Annotated in this window: 19 protein-coding genes and 3 pseudogenes; 13 read left to right on the top strand and 9 right to left on the bottom strand. The window is 44.6% G+C overall.

The genetic code is table 11. The features are described from left to right. Positions 1-35: 35 nt before the first annotated feature. Together KW548_22080 and KW548_22075 are read right to left on the bottom strand one after the other, a co-directional pair. Positions 36-794 (bottom strand): isocitrate lyase/phosphoenolpyruvate mutase family protein, encoded by a 759-nt coding sequence (locus KW548_22080; protein ID QXX08331.1) that lies wholly within the window; start codon positions 792-794, stop codon positions 36-38. 317 nt (positions 795-1,111) lie between these two features. Beyond that, positions 1,112-1,804, bottom strand: coding sequence for a hypothetical protein (locus KW548_22075; protein QXX08330.1), 693 nt, complete (start codon positions 1,802-1,804; stop codon positions 1,112-1,114). A 530-nt stretch (positions 1,805-2,334) separates the two neighbouring features. Here KW548_22075 and KW548_22070 point away from each other — a divergent pair. Beyond that, a pseudogene (locus KW548_22070) lies at positions 2,335-4,612 on the top strand (hypothetical protein). A 131-nt stretch (positions 4,613-4,743) separates the two neighbouring features. Here KW548_22070 and KW548_22065 read toward each other — a convergent pair. Beyond that, positions 4,744-5,124 carry a hypothetical protein gene (locus tag KW548_22065; GenBank protein ID QXX08329.1) on the bottom strand — a complete coding sequence of 127 codons (381 nt, stop codon included), beginning with the start codon at positions 5,122-5,124 and terminating at the stop codon, positions 4,744-4,746. Positions 5,125-5,837: 713 nt separating this feature from the next. Here KW548_22065 and KW548_22060 point away from each other — a divergent pair. From KW548_22060 to KW548_22050, 3 genes and pseudogenes are all read left to right on the top strand, one after another. Beyond that, a complete protein-coding gene (locus KW548_22060; protein QXX08328.1) occupies positions 5,838-7,025 on the top strand; it encodes a DUF1611 domain-containing protein in 1,188 nt (395 codons plus the stop codon). Then, positions 7,022-8,120 (top strand): annotated as a pseudogene (locus KW548_22055) (alanine/ornithine racemase family PLP-dependent enzyme). Before KW548_22060 ends, KW548_22055 begins: the two are co-directional and overlap by 4 nt. Beyond that, complete coding sequence (locus KW548_22050; protein ID QXX08327.1) at positions 8,113-8,478, top strand: GspS/AspS pilotin family protein; 366 nt, start codon at positions 8,113-8,115, stop codon at positions 8,476-8,478. The pseudogene KW548_22055 and the gene KW548_22050 overlap by 8 nt, the downstream one beginning before the upstream one ends. Positions 8,479-8,867: 389 nt before the next feature. Here the strand turns inward: KW548_22050 and KW548_22045 are convergent, their stop codons facing one another. Both KW548_22045 and KW548_22040 read right to left on the bottom strand, forming a co-directional pair. Beyond that, entirely contained in the window at positions 8,868-9,128 is a 261-nt protein-coding gene (locus KW548_22045) for a DUF5062 family protein (protein QXX08326.1), read from the bottom strand. A gap of 176 nt (positions 9,129-9,304) precedes the next feature. Beyond that, a pseudogene (locus KW548_22040) lies at positions 9,305-11,124 on the bottom strand (ABC transporter ATP-binding protein/permease). Positions 11,125-11,492: 368 nt separating this feature from the next. On the opposite strand from KW548_22040, the gene KW548_22035 reads away from it, so the two are divergent. From KW548_22035 to mnhG, 8 genes are all read left to right on the top strand, one after another. After that, on the top strand, positions 11,493-12,428 hold the full coding sequence (locus tag KW548_22035; protein QXX08325.1) for a universal stress protein: 936 nt from the start codon (positions 11,493-11,495) through the stop codon (positions 12,426-12,428). 81 nt (positions 12,429-12,509) lie between these two features. Next, complete coding sequence (locus KW548_22030; GenBank protein ID QXX08324.1) at positions 12,510-12,701, top strand: hypothetical protein; 192 nt, start codon at positions 12,510-12,512, stop codon at positions 12,699-12,701. A gap of 209 nt (positions 12,702-12,910) precedes the next feature. Further along, positions 12,911-15,496 (top strand): DUF4040 domain-containing protein, encoded by a 2,586-nt coding sequence (locus KW548_22025; GenBank protein QXX09504.1) that lies wholly within the window; start codon positions 12,911-12,913, stop codon positions 15,494-15,496. Further along, on the top strand, positions 15,496-15,849 hold the full coding sequence (locus KW548_22020; protein QXX08323.1) for a Na+/H+ antiporter subunit C: 354 nt from the start codon (positions 15,496-15,498) through the stop codon (positions 15,847-15,849). The genes KW548_22025 and KW548_22020 overlap by 1 nt, the downstream gene beginning before the upstream one ends. After that, on the top strand, positions 15,846-17,399 hold the full coding sequence (locus KW548_22015) for a Na+/H+ antiporter subunit D (GenBank protein ID QXX08322.1): 1,554 nt from the start codon (positions 15,846-15,848) through the stop codon (positions 17,397-17,399). The genes KW548_22020 and KW548_22015 overlap by 4 nt, the downstream gene beginning before the upstream one ends. Next, positions 17,396-17,872 carry a Na+/H+ antiporter subunit E gene (locus KW548_22010; GenBank protein QXX08321.1) on the top strand — a complete coding sequence of 159 codons (477 nt, stop codon included), beginning with the start codon at positions 17,396-17,398 and terminating at the stop codon, positions 17,870-17,872. Before KW548_22015 ends, KW548_22010 begins: the two co-directional genes overlap by 4 nt. Further along, positions 17,865-18,164, top strand: coding sequence for a cation:proton antiporter (locus tag KW548_22005; GenBank protein QXX08320.1), 300 nt, complete (start codon positions 17,865-17,867; stop codon positions 18,162-18,164). The genes KW548_22010 and KW548_22005 overlap by 8 nt, the downstream gene beginning before the upstream one ends. After that, the gene (gene mnhG, locus KW548_22000) at positions 18,161-18,457 is read left to right on the top strand and encodes a monovalent cation/H(+) antiporter subunit G (GenBank protein ID QXX08319.1); all 297 of its coding nucleotides are present in this window, start codon (positions 18,161-18,163) and stop codon (positions 18,455-18,457) included. The genes KW548_22005 and mnhG overlap by 4 nt, the downstream gene beginning before the upstream one ends. 9 nt (positions 18,458-18,466) lie before the next feature. Here mnhG and KW548_21995 read toward each other — a convergent pair whose 3' ends face one another. From KW548_21995 to KW548_21980, 4 genes are all read right to left on the bottom strand, one after another. Next, positions 18,467-20,461, bottom strand: a complete 1,995-nt coding sequence (locus KW548_21995) for a cache domain-containing protein (GenBank protein QXX09503.1) — start codon at positions 20,459-20,461, stop codon at positions 18,467-18,469. 143 nt (positions 20,462-20,604) lie between these two features. Then, positions 20,605-20,895: a hypothetical protein gene (locus tag KW548_21990; protein ID QXX08318.1), complete on the bottom strand. Its 291-nt coding sequence runs from the start codon at positions 20,893-20,895 to the stop codon at positions 20,605-20,607. Positions 20,896-20,975: 80 nt separating this feature from the next. After that, complete coding sequence (locus KW548_21985; GenBank protein QXX08317.1) at positions 20,976-22,019, bottom strand: hypothetical protein; 1,044 nt, start codon at positions 22,017-22,019, stop codon at positions 20,976-20,978. A gap of 52 nt (positions 22,020-22,071) precedes the next feature. Next, the gene (locus KW548_21980) at positions 22,072-23,121 is read right to left on the bottom strand and encodes a hypothetical protein (GenBank protein ID QXX08316.1); all 1,050 of its coding nucleotides are present in this window, start codon (positions 23,119-23,121) and stop codon (positions 22,072-22,074) included. A gap of 407 nt (positions 23,122-23,528) precedes the next feature. Here KW548_21980 and KW548_21975 point away from each other — a divergent pair, with 407 nt between their 5' ends. After that, a complete protein-coding gene (locus KW548_21975) occupies positions 23,529-24,350 on the top strand; it encodes an AraC family transcriptional regulator (protein QXX08315.1) in 822 nt (273 codons plus the stop codon). Positions 24,351-24,382: the final 32 nt, after the last annotated feature.

Below are 24,382 nucleotides of genomic sequence, written 5' to 3'. Positions count from 1 at the left end.
AAGTTTCAGCCAGTCCTGGCTGAAACATAGTTAGGCTAGGCAAACAATGCTTCAAAAGACTGTTCGCTTTTAATTGAGAGTAAGATAGAAGATAAAGACGTAAGCATAGCCTCATGGACAAAATTGCCCATACTTATCCGTTTTACACCTAGTGCTTTCAGTTGTGAAAAATTAGGTAATCCCGGTAAACACATCACATTTATGGGTAGTGAGGTGGTATCGACAACCGCTTTAATATCGTCTTTTTTATTCATGCCTGGTAGGAAAATACCATCAGCCCCCGCCTGTTCATATCGCTTAATTCTCTCAATACTTGCTGAGACCGGCTGTTCAACATCGAGTAGGAACACGTCACTCCTAACATTAATAAAAACATCAACACCCTCTTTGCGAATGCATTCTCTAACTGTTTGTAACGTTTTACCAAATAGAGCGCTATCACGCAGACTTCTTACACCATCTATCACGACACTGTCTTCTATATTGACGCCAACCACACCAGCATTAACTAACTGAATAATATTGTTTGCTACGATTTCAGGCGTCGCTCCATAACCAGATTCAAGGTCGACGGTCAACGGCAATTTTGTCGCGGTGACCATTGCTTTTACAAGCGATAAAAGGTGTTCGAAACTGATGTTTTCTCCATCCTCTTTACCGAGATTTTTAGCGATTGCTGCACTCGACGTGCCTATGGCAGAAAACCCGACGTTCTCGGCGATCTTCGCACTGGGTACATCCCACACATTGCCGATAACAAGTGGCTCTACCATTTCATGCAGATTCTTGAACATGTCTTATACTCCCGTTGCTTTTGTATGATTAAGTTCAAGTCGATGCTAACAACGGAAGACAAATAAGATGCGTCATTTTCGGAACTGAATGTTAAATGTCGACCGTGCTTGAGTTCAAACGCTCTGCGCAGAATGTTATCCAATAGGTTTATGTTTGTTTTCGTCGTTGGTCTATAGGCATGGGAGTCAACGAGTGAAGTAGAAATGAGCTAGCCAAGGCCGCTAGCACCATTGAGAAAGAAGTGGTTAGATAGGATGACGAGAGCAAGCATTGTGAACCTTTAAATGCTTGCTGGCTTTGAATGAGTATTACGGATTTAAGAAAACTCTGCTGCTACCATCACTTTTTTCAGTTCGGGTTGATAGAAGACAATGCCCTCACCAACACCATCTAAGTAGGTATCAAAACTGAATGTGCCCAAGAAAACAAACTCCTTACCGAGTTCCTCATCAAAATATGTCATTTCTCTTGTGCTCATTCGCTCGAAATCAGGACCACTTTCGTCATCCATAACATCATGATAGTGATCTAACTCTGGGTTATCTTCCATTTCATCGTAGAGCATCGCATCCCAATTCTCACCCAGTGGTGGCTGCCCTCCTAGCTCGAACAACGGCACTTTAGCCCCAGAAGCCAAGTCATGAGTTAGATATGCATTTTCTCTATAAAACACCGCCGATTTCCGGTAGTAGTCAGAGTAGTGTTCTTCAAGGTTATACTCTAGTGCATCTGAATAGTCGTCATCTAGCACCCAACCGCCACTCGTCAACGAATAAGTGACAAAAGGGTAGTCACCATCAAATATCCCTTGAATATTAGGCATCGCGATTAATATTTCATCCGTGCTCTCATCATCAAATCTACTGTACGACAATAAGCCGATTGGCAACAAAGATTCTTGATCGAAGATAATATTATCTTGCACTGGAAATGGGATATAGCCTGCTACTTGTTGTGCGACCGTTGTTGGAAATACTTTTAACTGTGTATCTTTTATTATAAATGACATCTGGTGTTATACCTGATTTCATGGCTTTATTTTAATATACATTTAAGTTAATTTAAGTTTAAATTAAGTTTAAATTAACGCATTTTTATGATGAAGTTGACGTTTAGGTATCACCTAAAAATAAAACTTTAAACATATAATACCTTGACTGCCGCACACCAGTTTAATCACAACAAATAAAAGAGAGTAGAATTGGAAAGCATTGTTAAACAGTGGCTGATTTTCAGTTAGTTACATTGAGTTTCGATTGCCTCAAACCATTGGGATGGAAAGCAATACATCTTCAGTTACTGCCTGAGCAATTTACTCACTATGTATTCGATCAAAGAAAATAAAATCAAAACTATCAATAAAGGCTAATTCTATGTAGAGGAAAATAATATTCGACATGTACTCAAATAAACTCCGCAGAAAATCACGTTTATTGCAATAAATCCTACAACACAGGCCAAACAGTGAGATTATACATAGCAAATTTTTTTGATTAGTCATTTGGACTGCAACTCGATAACAGTCAAGGTTTACCTTTCATGCAAGAGTTTTTAATAATAGTTAAAATCGGTCTACTTTTGTACGCCATCACGACTTTTTTTCTCATATCAGAACCAAAAAAACCTTATAAAAGAGCAAAGAGCAAAGCTATTTAGCAATAGACGAGATACCGTTCTCTCTGAAGAAGAGCGCTCCGCTATCTCCGAACTTTGGGAATTGGAAGTCACTTCTTCAGAGGTATATTGCATTGATGAACCGTTTGAAATTCATGCGATTCCCTCTGAAGATAGCAAAGGCGAGAATATGTATGCTTTAGCACTGGCTAATTATCCCATCATGATGAGTGAAAAAGCGATAGACTATATCGAAGAGGGGAAAATATGTGCCGACGTAGTTTTGTTCGACGATATACTCATTGTACTTGGTCTGAACGATTATCGCATTGCCGATGAGGTTAATGACACCCTGACCGAAGCGCCAAATACAGAGGTAAGTAACGCTCGCTCAGAAAACCAATTAGCTTCAGAGCAAACCGTTTTGGATCAATCATCGAACTCCGATAAACAAGATAGCCTTCTAGATGGGCAAGTAAAGCCTGAGACATTAATACAAACATCAGAAGACAATGCGCCAATAGAACCTGCGGTATTCAAATCTGAACGCCCTGTGACGCCCACTGAAGCGCGCTATCTCCATCTTGCTAAGCCTTTTTACAACTTGCTTGTGCCAGTGCTGCTGATCGCTGCCATCGGTATTTTCTTACGCATCACTGATCTTGGCTTCACCCTGTGGCCAAATTGGGTTTCTGCCGTGATTCTCGCTGCCTTTTGTAGTGCGACACTACTCTTGCTCATAATGGAAAGGCCCAAACCCGATCCTACCACTCTGTCAGTGAAACGATATTTTGGTAAAATCATCGCAACAACCACGAAAGAGAATAAAACATGGATCGTGTTCATCGCGCCAAATGGCGAATCCAAGGAGGCTTGGATACCAAACCAATGGCAAAACACAGTAGCTTTAGATTGTGATGTTCAATTTGAAATAGAGCAGAGCCAATCTGCTGTTATGCGTATCGGTTTGAACACCATTTCGGAGCAAGATTCCGTTAAGAAAAAACCACGATACATCGCTGCAGCGATAGGCCTGTTATTTGGTACCTTTTTCATTGGCGCCAATACCCATTTTGAATGGCGAGAGGCTAGCCTAGCAATCTTAGACAATCATTCTTCCTATCAGATTAACAGCGCTTCTGACTGGCCAACAAACGAGCTTAGACTTGGTGATCACCTATCTATTACTCAGCCGCGCCTATGTTTGGATAGCCACGATAAAAACAACAGGTTGGTGTACTGCAAACAATTCGCATACCCTTTAGCTGAAGGAGATTTTAAATTTACCCCTAATGCTTCGGTCATAGATGCGTATATAGAGTTTGTTACCAACGCACCTGACTTTGCACCCGAGATGCCGCAAAATGTATACAACTATCTGGTATCACTGGCAGAAATAAGTAAAGGATTAGGTCTCCGCTACGGATATAATTATAATATTGGAGGCTATGACCGTATTCGCGAGCGCAGAGAAATGAATATGTTTACGCCTGAAAGTTTACAAAAGATCGCCAAGCACATCACACAGTATTGCCCCCTCGACGCTCCATCGACAGAAAGTCATCAAGCTGGAAATCCATCATTCAATAGCCCTAAATTAACTGATATCTGCACCGATTTTAAACAACAATTTGGGGTGCTATGGCAGGAAGCAACAACCAGTACCTGTGATACCTCATTGTGCTGGCAAGAAGCACTTCAAGGGGTAGTACTGGTCAAGGATAAGGCCGTAACAAACAGAGAAGATGATTACTTTTCAAGCTTGCACCATTTGAAAAATGAGATATGGCAATTAGCCAAAGCATCATTAGCACTTTCCCCTCTTGAACAAGCGTCTATCACTCTTGATTGGGTTGGACAGAATAATCAGGACATGACCAAGGTGATCACACTGCGCTCTAAGCTAGACCGAGACTATGCAAACAACCGCATCGAGCAGCTAAAAGAACTGCTGGTATTACAAACCGCAGCCGCACAGCAAAATATCGAAGTGACCATTTTAGGCGTGGCTCACAACGACGGTCGTATTACGCTGACAGTCACCAACAAAATCAGCGCAAAGCAAGCATTAGATACCATTATCCACCTGAGTTTAATCGCGTTTTTTGGCTTACTGGTAGCGCTATTGTGCCTTGCTTACTACCTGAGTGGTCAACCTCGCAAAGGCAAACCGGCTAAAGCACAAGATGCATGGATTAGATAGGGACGTCTGTTATTTCATCTAGCAGATAGAATCAATACTAAAAGGCCCTTTCTGTAGCGAAAGGGCCTTTTCATTTAAATAAAACGCGTGCAAAGTTACTGCTGAATAACTGGCTCTACCAATTATCCCTTCTAATCTTCGAAGCAGGTGTAGTTCTTATTGATCATATCTACGCCCGAAAGTAATAAGGTTGAATCTGGAAAATAGACGTCACGAATGCCTGAGCCAAACATCACTTCTCTAAATGCTCGAAGTTCCACATTCGTGTAGCCGCCATCAGATGGTCCGAATAATTGGACAATCGCAATAGGTGCTTTATCAAAGATAGATTTTGAGAACACTTCTTTAGACATCACTTTCACACAATGGTCAATTTCATAAAAATTACCCATTAATGTCCTCGGATGTGCCAATGCTTCGCACCGTTTAGTGACCGATTTATTGGTTTGGAGGTGAGTGGCAATCACTTCCCCTTTCTTAAATTGATAATGAATGTGGTTATTTCTAAACATTCACTCTCCTTGTCCATACAAGATGACATTAAGTCGATGAAATACTTCCTCGACCATTTAATATGGCGATGAGCCCTGCGTCAGCTCCATTCAATATGGCTAGAATCCTGACTCAACAAACATCATCGCCATCGACTTATCAAAACATCATTTTTTCGAAACCCATCATAGCGGAAAGCGTCTCAATCGTAAAAACTGCAAACTCATAAGCGACTTAAACAGAAAAGGCTTTAACACGTGCTGTACAAAAAGCAGAAATCTTTATCCTTCCATACTTTCACCATCGCTTTATAACTGAATTGTTTCGTTCTGGGCAAAATATCCGCACAGGTTAAGAGTTGTTAGACCACTCAGATGTAGCGACGACACCAATCTATACACATGTCATTATGTGAATACTTTGCTACTACAGTAAGCCCACTAAATAAAATCGGTCTTAAGAACTACAAGGCCAGTCGATAACGCTTGTTATAGACTCACATTCACCAAGTTGGCGTTGAACAATGCGCCTTATATCTAGTCAGTCACTCTAGATAGGGTTGAGTCTGAAAGTGATAGTCACAAAAGCGTATTAAAAATAACCAACAAAAGTCTAGTAAGTGTGTTAACTTGGGTTCTCTCCCTACCGCTTAGTAGGGGCTTCTTTTCTTTTCCGAACTTGCATCTCGGCACTCCTTAGTCGCCCTCCTAGGCCTCAATACAAGGCTTTAATTATGTCAATTTCAAAACAAAAGTTAAGAAATCTCTTCAAGTCTACTAGAGCTGAAGAGATCGAAACCAAGAGTCAAACAACATCACTTGTTCATATAATTAAACCCGTTATCCCCTCGGCGATTATATATTGTGAAGGTAATTTCGGTAGGATTGATGGCAAAACCGCTAATGGGCTAGTAAGACATTCACTTGGTTATCGTATCTTATCAGTTATCGATAGTGAACTGGCAGGTCTGGACGCTGGTGAAGTACTGGATAACAAAGCCAATGGTATTCCCATCGTGAGTAGCATCGAGGAAGCTTTAATTCAGGCGGACACAATCCCTGACTACTTTATATTTGGCATCGCCCCTTCAAATGGTTTTTTATCTGACCTAGATAAAAGTGTCCTTTTGAACGCTATGTCGCTGAAAATGCATGTTGTGAATGGGTTGCATGAGTTTCTTAGCGACGACCCTGTATTTTTGGCGGCAAGTATCAAGCACAACGTTCGAATATTGGATACTCGTAAACCCAAGGATAAAGCCGAACTACAAACGTTTAGCGGGAAGATACACAGAGTTAAATGTCCAAGAATTGCCGTGATGGGCACGGATTGCGCGCTAGGAAAACGAACAACTGCCACCATTCTGGCTAATGAATTGACTAAAAAGGGGCTAAATGTCGTTTTGATAGCGACTGGCCAGACCGGTATTATACAAGGAGCGCAGTACGGTGTGGCACTTGACGCTGTTCCTGCTCAATTTTGCGCTGGTGAGTTGGAATCAGTCATTGTGCAAGCCTATGACACGGAAAGTCCGGATATAATTATCATCGAGGGGCAAGGGGCTTTAAGTCACCCTGCCTTTTCTACCAGCGCTTTTATCTTGCGGGGTAGCTGCCCAACTGGCGTCATCTTACAACATGCCCCTAATCGCTTATATCGCAGTGACTTTCCTGATTGCCCAATGCCTTCGGTTGCCTCTGAAATAAACCTTATCGAAACCTTTTCTAATACCAGTGTTATTGGACTGACACTAAATCATGAAGGCATGTCTCGGGATGAAACACTCAATGCTATAGACTGGTACACCACTGAATTTGATCTACCCGTTACTGATGCGTTATCACAGCCTGCCAAACATCTAGTGCAAATCGTATTGGCAGCTTTCCCTCCGTTAGCAAGTAAACTGGCCGAAGAAGGGTGAACTACCCTAGACTCGATATCGATTGTGGGAAAATTCACCATAACGCTCAGTTCCTGATTACTCAGCTATCGCTGAAAAATATCTCAGTGACGCCTGTAACAAAAGTTTTCCTAGGCCATCCCGTCATTGCTCAAGTGCTACTTGATGCAGGAGCAACAATGTTAGCCGATTCAAGAATCGAAAACCTGCAAAAGATGACGAGAGCATGTATTGCTGCCCCTAAAATGCTGATACGTACTCCTATGCAGGACCAAATTGTCAGCGTGATAAAGTACTGCGACGTGAGTTTAATCTCTGAAGTAGGCGTAGTGGAAAGGCTTTCGCATATAGCGAAACGACAGAGTCGCTATCATGAGATCATTATAATGGTTGAACTAGGTGACCTCAGGGAAGGTTTGATGCCGAATCGCGTTGCTGATTTTATCCGTGAGATTATCTCTTTACCGAACATCACAATATTAGGGATTGGTGGGAACTTAGCCTGCAGGTATGGTGTGGCTCCTGATCATCAAAATATGAAGGTTCTTTCTGATCTTGCAGATGGAATTGAAGCGGTATTTGGAATAAATCTCGCCATTGTCTCAGGAGGGAATTCAGCTTCTATCAATTGGGCGCTGAATAACACCGCACGAACTCGAATAAACAACCTACGTATAGGCGAGGCAATTTTCCTAGGTTGTGAGCCTTTAGAGCAAGAAAAGATTGAAGGTTTGTATACCGATACAGTCCTTTTGACCGCTGAAGTGATTGAATCCAAAATCAAACCAACTTTACCTTGGGGAACCAGAGGAGCTAATGCATTTGGTGAAAAGATAAACTTTCAAGACAGAGGGACGACCTCGCAAGCTATTCTTGCATTAGGTCGTCAAGATGTTTGTGTCTCTGGGCTTCAAGCTCTGGAAGGAGAAAACATCATCTCTTCAACCAGCGACCATATGGTTATTGAATCCTCGAATAGATCATTATTCGTGGGGAAAAGTTAAATTTAATCTCAATTACAGTGCTCTTTTATCCTGTATGAATTCAGGCTATGTCCATAAATATTTTAATACATCTTGTGAGGTAGCCAAGCCAAAAGGGAGGCACAATGCTTAGAGCAACTGCAATATTTTCGTTAGTGTCCATGCTTAACGGTTGCCAGACAAACCCAATACAATCTCATTGGCTCGCCGATTATAGAGCGACCGTTATCTCAAGCCAACTACCAATTGAGTTAGGCTCACTCACACTCGTTGAGGCTCAGTCGGAAGCTAATATCGTCACTCTTATTTTTGCTAAAAGGAAAAAATTAAATATTGACAGCCTAGTGGATAAGGTCGCTGTTAGTTTTTGTAACAGCATTGAGCTAAGGCCTTTATTGGAGAGCAAGATTTCTTATAAAATCATGACATTAGATAAAAATGAGGACGTAGAAAGCCTCTACGTTATTTCTCTAACCAAGTGTTCTAATTGAATGCGAAGCCCTCGAATGGATAAAAATCAATACGAGCTGTTTAATATACTCAATGACATTGTTTTATTGAAGTTCGACTGCCTTACACCTTGGGAAAAAAATTTTATCACGGACTTACACCACAAAGCTTTAACTAAGCAGATCATTTCAACTAAACAAAAACAGCTTGTTGTTAAAATTTCAATGAAAGCCCGAAAATCGAAGAAGAAAAACGTATATCTCAACGTTTGATTTAAGCCTCTGTATACCTAAGATGTTCAAGGTAAACCATTTTTTCTCTAAATCATAATGGGCGTGTTCCAAGAATTAATAAGGGCAACATAATTGTTGCCCTTACTTATTTTCTGCCGACGCTAAACACTTTAGATGCGTTAGCCACTGACACACATTTACTTTAATGGGTCATCATCAGGCAATGCACTATGAATCCAAAGCGCAAGTCTGTGCTTGATATTGGCACCATCAAGTTTACTGTCAGGTAGTGGCGTGATTTGCTTGGCACCAACCAAAAACAGATATACGGCTTTCACTCTGACTGGCTGCGGTGACTTCGGCAGATCAAAACCTTGCATCTTGGCCATTTTCTCACCGATTTCCAACGCTTTCTTGACCAGTTTGTCTTCATTGTGAAGCTTTGCGCTTTTTGACATGAATTATATCCTCTTTACTGACTTCACCTAGAATACATCAAGCTTTGCACTCAGCGTGTTAGCGTACTCTCAGATCAAACAATAAAGAATGAGATGTACGCCTAGTTTAACGCTGTACTCGCTGACGCAACTCAGTAAAGAACGCCCTTAATTCGTTATCGTCCGTGTTGAGCAGACTATCGGTCAATCGGCTTAAACTGCAACTCAACCAAACGCTGGTAAAGTTCACAACTTTGCATTAGCTCATTGTGGTCACCCACATCCACCAGCTTACCCTGATCTAACACGGCAATCTGATCGGCGTGCTTAATGGTCGACAAGCGATGAGCAATAATGAGAGTGGTTCGATTACGCATAAGTGCTTCCAGCGCCTGTTGAACATGGTGTTCACTTTCGCTGTCCAGTGCACTGGTCGCTTCATCCAGTAGCAAGATATTGGGGTCTTTAAGAATCGCCCGTGCGATGGCGATGCGTTGACGTTGACCGCCTGACAATCGCACTCCCCGTTCACCAAGGAAGCTATCGTAACCCTGTGGTAGCTGCATAATGAAATCATGAGCGTGGGCTTTTTTCGCCGCTTCAACTACCTGTTCGTCTGTCGCTGCTGGGTTGCCATAACGGATGTTGTGCAACACGTTGTTACTGAACAAGGCAGGTTGTTGAGGTACCAGAGCCATTTGTTGTCGCAGTGCACTGGGCGACATTTGACGAATGTCAGCGCCACCCAAAGTGACTTGCCCTGATTGCGGGTCATAGAAACGTTGCAGAAGCTCGAACAGCGTCGTTTTGCCTGCGCCAGAAGGGCCAACCAAAGCCAACACTTTTCCTTCCTCAGCCTTGAGTGTTAAGCGCTCAATCGCCGCATGTTCGGGTCTGGATGGATAATGAAAAGTCACATCATCAAACATGACTTCGCTGGCGAGCTGCTCGGTCGATACCACCTTATCCGCTGGTGCAATAATATGGCTTTCAACCTGCAGGATTTCAATCAGTCTTTCGGTCGCTCCTGCCGCGCGTTGCAACTCTCCCATCACTTCAGAAATATTCGCTAGGGAAGAAGCCACCATAATGGCATAGAAGACAAACGCCCCCAGATCACCACCAGACATGGTGCCATTAATGACGTCACTCCCCCGACCCAGAGCATACCTGCTATTGCGCTGAAGACGATAACAATCACCCCAGAAATCAATATCGCTCGTTGCTTGACTCTTTGTCGTCCAATCTCAAATGCTTTTTCAACTTCCTTAGCAAATGCGGCTCTTTCCTGAGCTTCATAACTGTAACTCTGAACGGTTTTGATGTGCTCAATCGCTTCACCAGCATAGCTACCCACATCGGCCATCGAGTCCTGACTTTGACGGGACAACGCTCTTACCCGTCGACCATAAAACAAAATAGGGACCAGGATAAAAGGGACAGAGATTAGAACGATCAATGTCAGTTTGATGTTAGTGGCAAACAGCATGATCACCGCGCCAACGCACAACAAAGCGCTACGCATCGCCATTGAAAACGATGAACCAATAATGCTTTGCAGCAACGTGGTATCGGTCGTAATACGCGACATAATGTCGCCACTACCATTGGTTTCAAAATAACTAGGGTGCAAGTTAATGACATGGTTGAAGACCGCCAACCTGATATCAGCACTCACCCTCTCCCCTACCGAAGAAACGAGATAAAAGCGAAAGAATGTCCCGATTGAAATCATCACTGTCAACGCCACAATGAGTTGAATGGCGCTACTCAGCTCTTGTGTCGACTGCTGAGCAAAACCTTGATCGATCAACAGACGCACTCCTTGACCGACAGAGAGGGTTAATGACGCTGTGACAATCAACGCCACCAGCGCCGCAAGGACCTTCCACCGATACGGCCTGATAAATGTCATCAACTCTAGAAGAATACTAAGATTGTTACTTTTCCTTTGAGAAGATAAAAGGCTCTGTTGGGTAGAATTGGGGTCGGTCTGATGCTGTTCAGCTCTTTGCATAAATACGCCTTGAATGAGTGGGCAGTTCAGGTCAAAAGCAAGGGCCTACTTTCACCATACTCTGCGAGAGAACTGTCTCTGAGACTACCACTTGGGCTTGGTGGCATTCAATACCTTTCACCTAGGTGACCAAGTTCAGCGCCAGCTCTCCAACCTCTCCGATTAACCACCATTTATTCGCGTACCCCGTATTATTTTGTTACATCCTGTCTGAAAATTTAGCCATTTTTTGCATAAAAGCCGTTGGAATATGGATGCAACTCACTGAGTGAGAACAACTATCATTTCTCTCATAGGCCGTTACAATTCTAGGCTGGTAGACCCTATGCAGCATTGGCTAATATTTATCCAATACCAAGGAGGTATGTATGAAACGATTCGAGAACATACTTTTTGCTACACAGGGATTCCCCGGCCACAGTGACGCCTTAGGTCAAGCTCTTCGTATTGCCGCCAGTAACCAGGTATCTGTTTCAGGGTTAGTAGCCTGCCCTGAATTCCCAGATGAAATGCAACAATACCAACAAACTTACCAGCACTCTTTGCGCAGTTCTGTACAACAGAGCATTGAGGAACTTCGAGACCAACACGATATTTCCGCTCAGCAAGTGCCTTTTCCACTCACGATCAGAAGCAGCGAACAACCCGCGGTTTGTGTGATCAAAGAAGCCATTGCCGCTCATCACGATCTGGTTATTAAGGAAGCGGAACCGCTCAACGAAGGCGCTGAAGGTTTCAAAGCCATAGACATGACACTTCTGCGTAAGTGCCCCTGTCCGGTCTGGCTACAAAGGCCAAGTGAAAAACCAAGGGGCACACGCCGTGTTGCCGTCGCTATCGACCCTATGACCGCAGATGAGGAGCATCACGCCCTCTCACTAAGGCTACTGGAACTCTCTCGTTCCATTGCAGACACCTGCGATAGTCGACTTCATATCATTTCTTGTTGGGAACATTACTTAGAAAGTTACCTCGACAACCATGTCTGGATCCAAGTCGACGAAGCACAACTCGCCAACGATGTCCTGAGCGCAAGAAGAAATCACGAGCAGGCGCTTCAGGTTTTGATAGACGAAGCCGGTATATCAGGCGACATAGTGATACACCACATTCACGGTAAACCAGACGAGAAAATACCAGAAAGTGTCGATGAGCAAGAAATCGATGTATTGGTCATGGGTACATTAGCAAGAACCGGTATCTCAGGCTTTGTGATTGGCAATACTGCAGAAAACATATTGCAATCCATCAATTGCTCTTTGGTGGCACTGAAGCCTGAAGGTTTCGTTTCACCAATCAGTTAGAACGCAACCACTCATTGTTGATGAAAGCGACTAATCGTAAGTTTTTAAGGTGAGCTTACAAAAGCTCCTCAGGAGGAAGATATGAAACCACTGTGCCCTCTTTGCCACACGGAAATGCTTGAACGCTCAAACATCCACATCTGTCCAAGGAATGACATCGGTGATTGCTCTTACGATGCGCTAGGTGTGGGAGAAGAAGATCCATCGGCTATACTCAATCAAGAACGAACCATGACTGAATTACGCTCTTATACGGTATCAGACTACCAGTAATTCTTGTTGCTGGACGGCGTAATAGCCGTCAGGCGGTTTGGGCCGCATGTACTTCGGTAGTGCGGTCCTAACACGATGCAGTGTGACTATTTCCTTGACCTGCACTGCTAACTCAATGGGTGGTGCTATTGAATAAGCTAATTGACGGTAATCGTGCTTGGAGTTCGACAGGTCATTCTCTCGCCTGGTTGCTATTCCCCCTTTTTCCAATGTTGATTCTCGCTGCGCTGATCAGCGCCTATCAACCAGGGGGAGTCAGTTGGCATGCAAGTTGGGTTCCCGGATTGGATGTCAACTTAAATTTCAAATTGGACGGGCTCTCCTTCTTATTCGCAGGCTTGATTAGCGGTATCGGTGCCTTGATCCAGATATACGCACTGGCTTACCTCAAGGACAACCCTAGTCGGTTTTCTTTCCACGTCTATCTGACGCTATTTATGCTCGCGATGTTGGGCGTGGTGACGAGCGATAACATTCTTCTCCTTTTTGTGTTCTGGGAACTGACAACGATCACCTCTTATCTCCTGATTGGCTTTAATCATGAGCGAGATAAATCTAGGAAGAACGCACTACAATCTCTCATCGTTACAGGCGCAGGAGGCCTTGTCCTATTAGCTGGCTTGATCCTGCTCGGAGAAATGGCAGATAGCTATGAAATAAGTGTGATTGTGAAAAACAGTGCGGCGATTGCACAACATGAGTGGTTCATTGCTTCACTCTCGCTGATTTTGCTCGGTGCGTTCACTAAATCGGCACAATTCCCATTTCATTTTTGGCTACCCAATGCCATGGCAGCTCCCACTCCGGTGAGCGCCTATCTGCATTCCGCCACCATGGTCAAAGCCGGTGTATACCTTCTTGCCCGTGTATCGCCCATTTATTCACACAGTGATATTTGGTTTTATACGCTGGGCATAGTTGGAGGATTCACTGCCATTTGGTGTGCGTTACTTGCGCTAAAGCAAACCGATTTGAAGCTAATGTTAGCGTACAGCACCAATGTTGCACTGGGCAAATTAGTGCTTTTAATTGGTATGGGGACGGAGTTTGCTATCACCACTGCATTGCTGTTCATCCTGGCACATTCTTTCTATAAAGCGGCGCTGTTTATGGTCGTGGGGAATATAGACAAAGCGACGGGAACTCGCGACATTAGACAACTCCATAGTTTGAAAGCACTATTGTTTTTTAGTCTCATCGCAGCCTGCGTTGCAGCACTCTCAAAATCAGGCGTTCCACCCTTGCTTGGTTTTCTTAGTAAAGAGTACATGTACAAGTCAGGTCTAGAGGTCAATATCCTCATCACCTCGGTATTTTTTATCGTCAATATTACGATGGTGGCACTTGCATTTGCGCTGATCATCAAGCCCTTCTTCCGCCAGCATGAACTACCCCCTATTTCAGTAAAAAATGTAGAAGTAAGTAAAGGGCTTTGGCTACCAGCTATGCTACTTGCCATAGGCAGTGTGCTTCTACCTGTATTGGGTTTGAATTGGATCAACAACAACATCGTTATACCCGGTGTTTTATCGAGTTTACCCAGTGCTACACCAGAGGCGGCTAAACTCTGGCAAGGGGTTAACCTTCCTTTGGCTCTGAGCGTGTTCACGTTATTGCTTGGCTATGTTTTATATCGTATCTACCCAATTTTATTGGTTACTTGGCAGCATAAGACAACGCCATTGCCCACTGCAGAGTCTATTTTTGACCACACAATGGCGGCGATGATCCGTTTCGCCACTTGGCAAACTCAGTTGCTGCAGCAAAAGCGGCTAAGTCACTACGTACTGCTGTTCTTTTTCGTATTGGCGATTGTCTTGGTCAGCAGTCCACTGTCATTGTCACAGGATCGCTTCGCCGTTTTGGGTGATGTCAATTTTTATGAGGCCAGCATTGCGTTGCTACTCATTTTGGCGGCCCTAGTATGTACCATCACCACTTCTCGCTTGTTGGCCGTTTCAGCGCTCGGTGTGGTGGGCTTTATGACCACTTTGGTATTCATGCTTTATAGTGCACCAGACGTAGCTAAAACCTTACTTCTGGTCGAAACCTTGATGGTCATTTTTGTGCTGCTCTTGATACGCCATATTCCAGGCTTACTTACGGTTGCCCAACACTCGATGCCTCGCAAGCTACTGCACGGGACGATTGCGAGTGTTATAGGTTTATCAGTGACAGCCCTACTCATCCAAATCACATCACAACCTCTCGATTCCACACTCGCCGACTTCTTTGCGCAGAATAGCGTACCAGGTGGGCATGGTCGTAACATAGTTAACGTCATTCTGGTGGATTTTCGTGCCTTTGATACATTGGGGGAAGTGATCGTCGTCGTCATGGCTGGTATTGCCGCCGTGAGTCTAGTGAAGACGCACTATCACAAACGCAACCGTATCCACTCTCTGATCTTTGCAACCACTGCGCATATTGTGGCAGCGTTGATGTTGGTATTCTCCTTGTATCTCTTGTTACGTGGCCACAATGAACCCGGCGGCGGCTTTATCGGCGCGCTTATTGCCGTCATTGGTTTTGCGCTTTTGATGTTTGCAGAGTCTCCTCAATACGTGCGAGACCGCTTGTATTACTCACCATTTAGGATTGCTCTATTTGGTGTTTTTCTGAGCTTTGTTGCTGGTTTGATAAGCTTTGTTTTCAATTTGCCATTCTTAACTGGTTTGTGGTGGAAAGACATTTTGCCGCTCGGCACACCTTTAATATTCGATGTGGGCATTTACCTCGCCATCTTTGGTGGTGTCATTGGTATGTTGTTGCGCGTGAATGAGGAGCTTGAGTGATGGAAATATTGTGGAGTCTCGTTGTAGGTGTGTTTGTTGCCGCCAGCATTTACCTGATGCTGGAACGACACATTCTGCGCTTACTGTTCGGTTTGATCTTATTAAGCAGCGCTATCAACATCGCCATTTTCACTGCTGGGCGATTAACGCCAGGATTGCCTCCGCTGATAGATGCGCATTCCATACTACCACCAGAAGGAGCCGCTAATCCTCTTCCTCAAGCCTTGATTCTGACAGCGATTGTGATTGGTTTCGGGTTGTTGGTTTTTGCATTGATGCTGTTTTATCGCGCGTATTCAGAGGCGGGGTCGGCGGATATTGACGCTATGAGACGCTCAGAGGAGGATGAATGACGACAATTTGGCTGACATTACCCGTCGTAGCTTCACTCCTCACTGCTGTCGCTGTTTTTTGCGCACAACGCAAAAACGATCGGGTTGATGCGATAAGTGGCACAAGCGCAGTCGCCATTCTAGTGATTGCCGCCTTGCTAACACATGACGTGATTCAAAGTGGACCTCAAGCAGTGGCTTTTGGTCAGTGGGCGGCGCCATTTGGTATCGTCTTTGTCGCAGATAACCTCGCTGCTGCTCTGGTGATGGTGACAGCCATCATCGGTGTGCTCAGCGTATTTTATGCCAAGGCAGATCTACAAGAGAAGCGATCATACGGCACTTTTCATGCGCTCATACATGTATTGCTTGCGGGTATTTATGGCGCGTTTCTAACCGGCGATATCTTCAATCTCTATGTCTGGTTCGAGGTGATGTTGATTGCATCATTTGGCTTAATGGTTTTGGACGGTTCAAAGAAACAAGTGGATGGAGCCGTCAAATACGTGATGCTCAACTTGATTTCAACGTTAGTTTTTTTACTGGCGATCGGCTTACTTTATGGCGCAACAGGCACACTGAACCTCGCCGATTTACACGCCAAAGCTGGGCTTATACCATCAGATACAAAAACCTTACTCGCGGCACTATTTTTGTTTGCATTTGCCATAAAAGCCGCTTTGTTCCCCGTTTTCGCTTGGCTTCCAGCCTCTTACCATACCTTGCCGAGTGCTATTGTCGCGCTATTTGCAGCCTTGCTGACCAAGGTTGGTGTATACGCGCTGATCCGCACCTTTACTTTAGTTTTCCCATTATCAGAAAGCGGGTGGCAGCCGACGTTGATTTGGGTCGCAGGGCTGACCATGTTGACTGGCGTTTTAGGCGCAGCGAGTCAGCACAACATCAAAAGAATTCTATCGTTCCATATAATCAGTCAGATCGGTTATATGATCATGGGCTTGGCCGTCTACACACCGATTGCCATCGCAGGTGCTGTTTTCTACATCATTCACCACATACTTGTTAAAGCTAACTTGTTTTTGATTGGTGGATTTATAGAGCGTAAACATGGATCTGACAATCTGAGGCAATTGGGCGGCGTCTATAAAGCCATGCCATGGCTGGCCTTCCTATTTCTAGTACCCGCATTTTCTCTGGCGGGTTTTCCGCCGCTTTCGGGATTCTGGGGTAAGTTCCTTGTCATCAAAGCCAGCTTGCAAACCGAGCATTATTGGCTGGCAGGGACAGCACTCTTGGTTGGCCTTCTAACGGTATACTCGATGACCAAGATCTGGAACGAAGTGTTTTGGAAAGCGGCGCCGCAAGAGATAGAGCATTCCGCCCTTACCATTAGCACGCAATGGCTGTACTGCACACCAATCGCAATATTGACTGCATTGAGTGTCATCATTGGTTTGGCTGCTGAGCCATTGTATCAGTTTGCTGTTGAGGCCGCAGAGCAACTTCTTAACCCGCAAGAGTACATTCAGGCAGTCTTGGGAGAGAGTCGAGTCGAACGTGGTTCAGGGCTGAAAAGTGTCGTCGAGAATATGAAGGGAGGAAGCCAATGATTTACCTTTTCTTGAATCTTTTCCTTGCCTTGGCGTGGATGTTACTTAATGGTGACTATACCAGCCTTAACTTTATTATCGGGTTTGTGGTCGGCTTCGTCGCGTTGAGACTGAGCCAACCTTTTGGTGTAAAAACTGGCTACTTCCGACGCTTTCGAGCCTTGCTCAGTTTGCTTGTCTACTTCTGCTATGAAATGGTGATATCCGTCGCCAGAGTATGCTGGGATGTCATCACACCGACGCATCTAAGCGACCCCGATATTGTTCACGTACCGCTGGATGTTTCCACTGATTTGGAAATATCTTTACTGGCGAATATGGTCTCATTGACGCCGGGAAGTTTGAGCCTAGATGTCACACTAGATAAAAAACATATGGTAGTGCACGCCATGTTCGCACCGGAACATGACAAGGTGATCAGGGAGATTAAGGATGGCCTAGAAAAACGGATTCTGGAGGTGACTCGTGGCTGAATGGTTGCAAATTGATGGCTTACTCCAAGTGAGCACGACGATAGCGTATGTCGGATTGCTGTTCAGCATCGTGATGGCCTTAATCCGTTTGATTCTAGGCCCAACACTGGCAGACCGAGTTATCGCACTTGATTTGATTGCTTTTATCACTGTGGGGTTCATCGCCGTCTATACCCTGGATAGCGGACAATCGTCATTGTTGGATGTTGCTATCACACTCGGTCTGGTTGCGTTTCTTGGAACGATTGCGTTTGCAAGGCTGATTTTCAAAAGAAAGGGAGAGGTATCATGACCATTGTTGTGAGTATACTGCTCTGTCTAGGCACCCTGTTTATTCTCATCGCGAGCCTCGGGATTTTGCGCATGCCAGACCTTTATATGAGAATGCATGCCGCTACCAAAGCTGGGACCGTCGGCTTAGCCTCGCTTCTACTGGCTGTGGCGATAGCGATTCCCGATATCACTGTCATTTCAAGAGTCATTGGCACCATGTTATTCATCTTTATCACTGCCCCTGTCGCCGCACATTTGCTTGGAAAAGCAACCAAAGAAAGCGGTTATCAAATCTGGCGCAAGAGGAAATAGACGATGAATCTATCGCAACCGCTTTGGCAATCGGATGGTAAAACTCACGCCTTGGCTGGAGGCAAACTCCAATGTTCCTTTGAGCTTCTGGGTCACCAAGTTAAACACCAAATTTAAGCCTATCCCCGTCCCGCCGCGTGCTCTTCGACTGGTATAGAAAGGCTCAAATATTTTTTTGTGTAGCTCTGGTTCCACACCGCAACCATTGTCTTCGAACCGAAACACTACCTCATCCTCTTCAAGCCGGACGTCGATAAGGATCTTTGGATCAGCTTGCTGATCAAATGCATGGTGGACACTATTCAGGATCAGATGGGAAAATACCTGTGTTAACGCACCAGATAAACTGAACATCGTAAGACCTGGTTCAACAATCAATCTTGGCTCGACCCCAGCTTTATGAGTCTCGGGATGCAGGCTTGCGAGCAATGCCTGAAGCACGTCGTTGACGTCGAAGTCCGTGCAATTTTCAGATACCTGATTCACTGCCGTTTGCTTAAAGCTTTGGACTAATTTAGATGCACGATTCAGGTTATCCGTCAGCAATTCGATGGCCTGTGCCTGTTGAGTCACATAGTTATCAAACTGTTCACTGGTCAGCGACTGAGCTTCAAAAGCGGATTTGAGCTTGGTATTCGATTCATGAATAAGTGACGAGGACGTGATCGCAATGCCCAATGGCGTATTGACTTCATGAGCAATCCCCGCCACTAATCCGCCCAGCGCCGACAGCTTTTCCGATTCGATCAACTGTTCTTGGGTTCTCTTCAATTGTTCCATACTCTGTTCGAGCGCCAGGGTTCGCTGAGCGACTTTATCTTCTAGTGTCTCATTGAGATTTTCCAGCTTACTCTGAGCATTGACTCTTTCTTGGATCTCCTGATAAAGCTCTTGGTTTGATTTTTCCAGCTCCGAGAGAAAGTGATTAAAGTAATTTGCCAGCTGAGCTAATTCATCATTCGACCCTGAATGATCTTCTACTCTCACGCTGTAGTTGCCATTGGAGGCCTTGCCTATCCACTGCATCACATTTTTCAGTGGTAATACGATAGAACGACTGAGAAGTAAGTTAGACGGAACGATGAGCAAAATGGAGACTAACAGTACAATGGCATGAATAACCTTAAGGTCGAACAGGGGCTGGTTAAGTTCTTGAACATAAGTTGAGGAAACGATGTACCATTTGTACTCAGGTAAATAGCGAAAAACAGCGATTTTCTCACGATGCTCCGGCTCTTGTGGGTTCTTCCACGTATACTTGATGGTGCCGTTTTTTTCTCTAAGCATCTGTTGAACAAACAACTGACCTCTGGAATCACGTATGTTGTAGAAGTTGCCATCGTAGTATGGGTGAACAATGGCATCTCCTTGGTCGTTGAGCACGTAAGAATACCCAGTTTCATCAAAGTGAAGCTTGGATATCGACTCGCTAAAATCTTCGATATCCACCAAACTGGCAAACTCTTCACGATAAGAAGATGACGTGATGATCCAATCCCACGGCTCAAAATAGACCATGTACAGCGCCTTTGGTCGCTCAACGAGCTCATCAGGGTTTTTCCACTGATATTCAAGATAACCTTGTCTGGCTGCTACTTGCTTCTGAATAAACTCGTACTTCATCAAGCTCACATCAAGTAAAGGATCCTTTGGGTGGACCCGTATTATCCCTCCAGAGTCGACCACATAAGAATACCCTGTCACACCAATTTTTTGCTCTAGTAGGAAATTCGTGGCTCTTTGCTTCGCCTCTTGCTCGGAGAGCTTTCCTAACTGAAATTGGCGATACTGCTGCTCGACATATTGGAGGCTGAGCTCAGAAATACCTCGTAAGTAATTCCTAATGGTGATGTCGACGGTTGTCGCAATATTATCAGTGATGGACTCTGTTGCTGTGGTGAGTTCTTTCTCTACGCCTTTCTCTATTAGATCCCGCATCAATACATAATTTGCTAGATTGGCGATGTTGAGAACAAGCAGAAAAAGTAGCAGATAACCGAACATCAATCGGTTTCTGATAGAAAGCTGTCGGAAAAGAGTCTGGAGCAGGTTCATAACCATTCGCTATTGACGCATCGGTTAATAAAGCATAGACCTGAATCTAAAAGGTCGTGCACACAAGTCCATCGCAAAAGACAACCACTAGGTCAGCGATGCTCTCCTGCAAAGATCCCGAAAGTAAGGATATTGAGTGTATCAGTGACACTTTCCAATGAACTGAGAATTTGCCTAGTCGGCTCATTGTCTATCAGTGCTTGCCCATCAATACCTTTACTTTTCGGTTCAGAGTGGTTGTCGGTTGGTGTAACCGTGACCGCACGCGTTTCTTCAACAGCACATTCTTGGGCCTTGTTGTCTGAAGACATATTGGCTGTACTCGTACACGCTGTTGCGGTGAAGCTGAGGCTACATAGTAGGAAAAGCTGAGTACGAAACATCGCCGCTCCCTTAAAAAATAAAACACCGTTCAATTATATTGCAATACAGACTGTCAATCCAGTAATCATTGCCACAAACATCAAAGCAGTTGTTGCAAAAAGGCCATTTGTTGCCTTTCCTGCTCTGTCATTTGGTATTCTTCGTCAGTCAAGGCAGCAGAATCAAAACGACCTATCGGGTAACTCTCTGCGCCACTCTGCCCATAAGCTGTTTTTTCTCCGGGGTATCCTGACATTCTCTCAATCACCACATCGCGTAACTCTAAATCCGTCGCCCCCTCTGGCAAGACTCGTTTGAACGCTTTTAATTCCAGTGTTTGCTCGCCCTCCGACAACCGTTGCTTTTTGACCAAAGAGGCAATGGCATTCCCGCCTTGTTGAAACAGGTTTGCACGCAGTCTGAATATACCTTCTTTGTCGATTTGCAGCGTCACCGGAACCGCCATATCAGGCCCCTGAGCGTAACCCTGAGACACTGAAACAACGCTCGCCACAGAGTGATACAAACGAACATCAGCACTGATCACATCTTCACCTTTCTCAAAATCAATACGCGCTATCAATCTCAGCTCTTCTGGCCAATCAGCCCCGGGCGTGATTTGCCACTTCATATCATCCATTGGCAGTGTCGCTAAAGTTTGCTGGTTAGCAACAGAAACGACATCCAATGACGCACTAACTACTGCTTCCTGTGTTACAAGCGCGACCAATATCTGCTCAGGATAGAAATGCCGAAACTTTTCAACGCTCAACGAAGCCGTTGATTTACCGTCCAACACCGGAGTTTCAACCACTGCAAACGCATTCCAACTCAGATAGAGGCTGTTTTCACTGTTTATTGGCTGAGAGTAGGATGGGTATTGGAGGATCTGCTGATGCTGAATTGCGATTTGCTTCAATTTCAGTGTGACCTCTTCAGACTCCAAAGGCGTTTTCAGCTCAACAGCACGGTTTGATGTTTCACGCTCAAAGTGCATGGCAGGGACAGGAGAAATAGCGTTTGAAGGATGTTCACTACGCTTCGATTTTGCATATTCAGACGTCTCGACAGGGCTTGGCCAAAACATGACACTAAGCGTTGTCAAGGCTGCACAAAGGCTCAATATCCATAACTTTTTCTTCATTCCTTCCTCCAGAACGCAAAGGGCTGGAAGCTCTGTCCAGCCCAATATCTGATCAGTTTAGACCAACGGCAATTTCAGACATGGTGTCTTTGTTGGAGCCTTGTACATACAGATATTTTTTACCCCACCAACCACGCTCTTGGTAGGTTGTGACACCGACTGACTGCCCATTGGCTAATGTCACGCCAGTGATACTGGAAGTCACTTTACCTTTATGTTTAGCCCCCACAACATCACTATGACTGTAATCATCTCCCATGATTAAAGGATAATGTTCAGGCATAAAGCTGGACACACCTTTACGTTGTGAGGCTATTTTGCCATTCATCGCTAAGCTCGTTGAGCAACTGTCATAACTGCCTGCTTCTGCGGCACCACATGCCGAATGCGCGGCGACAACCCCATCATCATTACCCGGAAGGAAAACGGATGTGGTTTTGAAATAGTCAGTTCCGTTACCGATAAATCGAATACGAGGAATTCGATGTTCTGACAGACGAGCGATTTGCCTCGCATTAGAAACTCTCAGGTCATTGAGGACTCCAGAGTTGAGTTGATTGGGCATTTCACCCAGCCACAATGAAATGGCATAGCGCATAGCACTATTCGCCAAGCCTCCCCCTTCAATGACGTTCATGATAATATCGCTAAGCTCAGAGCCACCACCAGCCCCCGCAAAATCATAGGTAGCGACAATGTTGAGCGGCGCTAACCCGGCATTTGTGAGCCAGTTTTCCTGATTATCCAGTAGATAGCGCGCAACGAGGTCTCCTGTAGAATGGGTGACAAAAATACAACCTGGCTGGCAAGTACCGTTGCGTGAAAGTTCTTGAAGTTTAGGCCAAGCATATTCGCTGGAGATCTTACCTTCGACACGCTCATAAGCGGGCCAGTCGATTCGTGTATCCGCGTATTGAAGCCAGTATTCTTTCCAGTAATCTTCACCCTCTAGATCGACCTGCGCGGCATCTGGTTTGGATTTCAACTGATCAGATTGCAAGCCGTGAATCAGTACAACTTTGTAGTTTCCTATGGCAGCATGTGTGAAACTAGAAAATGCAATTGCCACTGCAATGGAGGCAATTTTTGTCATTATATTCATGATGTTATTAACCTTTTCGTCCTGAAATTAGCGTTATTTTATTTGTCATCAGCGAGCAAAAATTCCAAACATCGAAAGCACTTTTGCCCATAAAATAGGAATAGTCAGTGAATAAACTTTATTCAACTCATCCGATGAGAGCCTTTGCACTAGGTTAAAAAAACAGCACATCAAGTTGCACAAAACGAGATCTAAGGCATATTTTTTGACATGTTAGATACGATTTCTATTGTTTATCGTTTAAGTGTCACCTAAATGACATATTTTATTGATATGAGGATCAGCCATAGTTTCACGTAACCATCCGGAATAATTGATTTTTTATCCGTTGCAGACAAAAAGGTCACTTTGCGAAGATGCACCGTTATCACGTACACTGATGGAGAAACAACTCACTTGAATTTGCAATGATTACGTGGAAGCAACCACTACAAGAATTTGAATGGCTAATACACCAAGTTTGGTATCTCGAATTGGGCGTTGGTGAAATGCTAGAACGAAAACCTAAACTGATCCCTAACCCAAGACCTCACTTGTTGTTTACCCCTGATGAACAGCAGTATTGCTATGAAAATGACTTGCTTAAACTCGAAGGTCGAGGCAGTCATCTACTCTCGATTAGTCAGCAGTTGCTAACCTTGGAAGACAAAGCCCCATTGAAACGTATCGGTGTCACATTTAGACCTGAAGGGCTCTACCTTCTTGATCCCTCTGGCAACCTGAATACAAATCACTGTGACTGGCCCGATTGGCTGGCCACAATGTTTGGCCCCTCATTACAAAACCAGTTGTGGAGTTCAAACGATAAGTCACACTTGCTTGATGTGCTCCATCATCACTTCCTCCAGCTCAACCTTCATAAGAGAAAAGACCGCGCTTTTTCTATCACACAGAAAGTCACCACAATGGTAGAAAGTCGCCTATCTGATTGGAACATCGATCAGATTGCAGACCAGTGTGCATGTTCTAGGCGCACATTAGAAAGGCACTTTAAGCAAGTGACTGGGCTTAGCGTAAAGCAATATCTCATGATGATGAAACTGGAAGAGATGGTGCTGTCTATCTATGCTCAGGATACCGAGCCCGACTGGGCTGAATTTGCACAAGCATTTGGTTTTAGTGATCAATCCCATTTAATTCGCCAGCTCAAAAATCAGCTCAATCGGACACCAGCTAAGTATCTCAAAAATCGAGACCTGACCATCGACATCTACGGGGATTTCCAATAGCACTTGTCGCAAATATCCAATTTTCGGTACAG

The organism is Vibrio neptunius (assembly GCA_019339365.1).
GTDB lineage: Bacteria > Pseudomonadota > Gammaproteobacteria > Enterobacterales > Vibrionaceae > Vibrio > Vibrio neptunius.
This window is presented reverse-complemented; position numbering and strand designations above follow the sequence as displayed.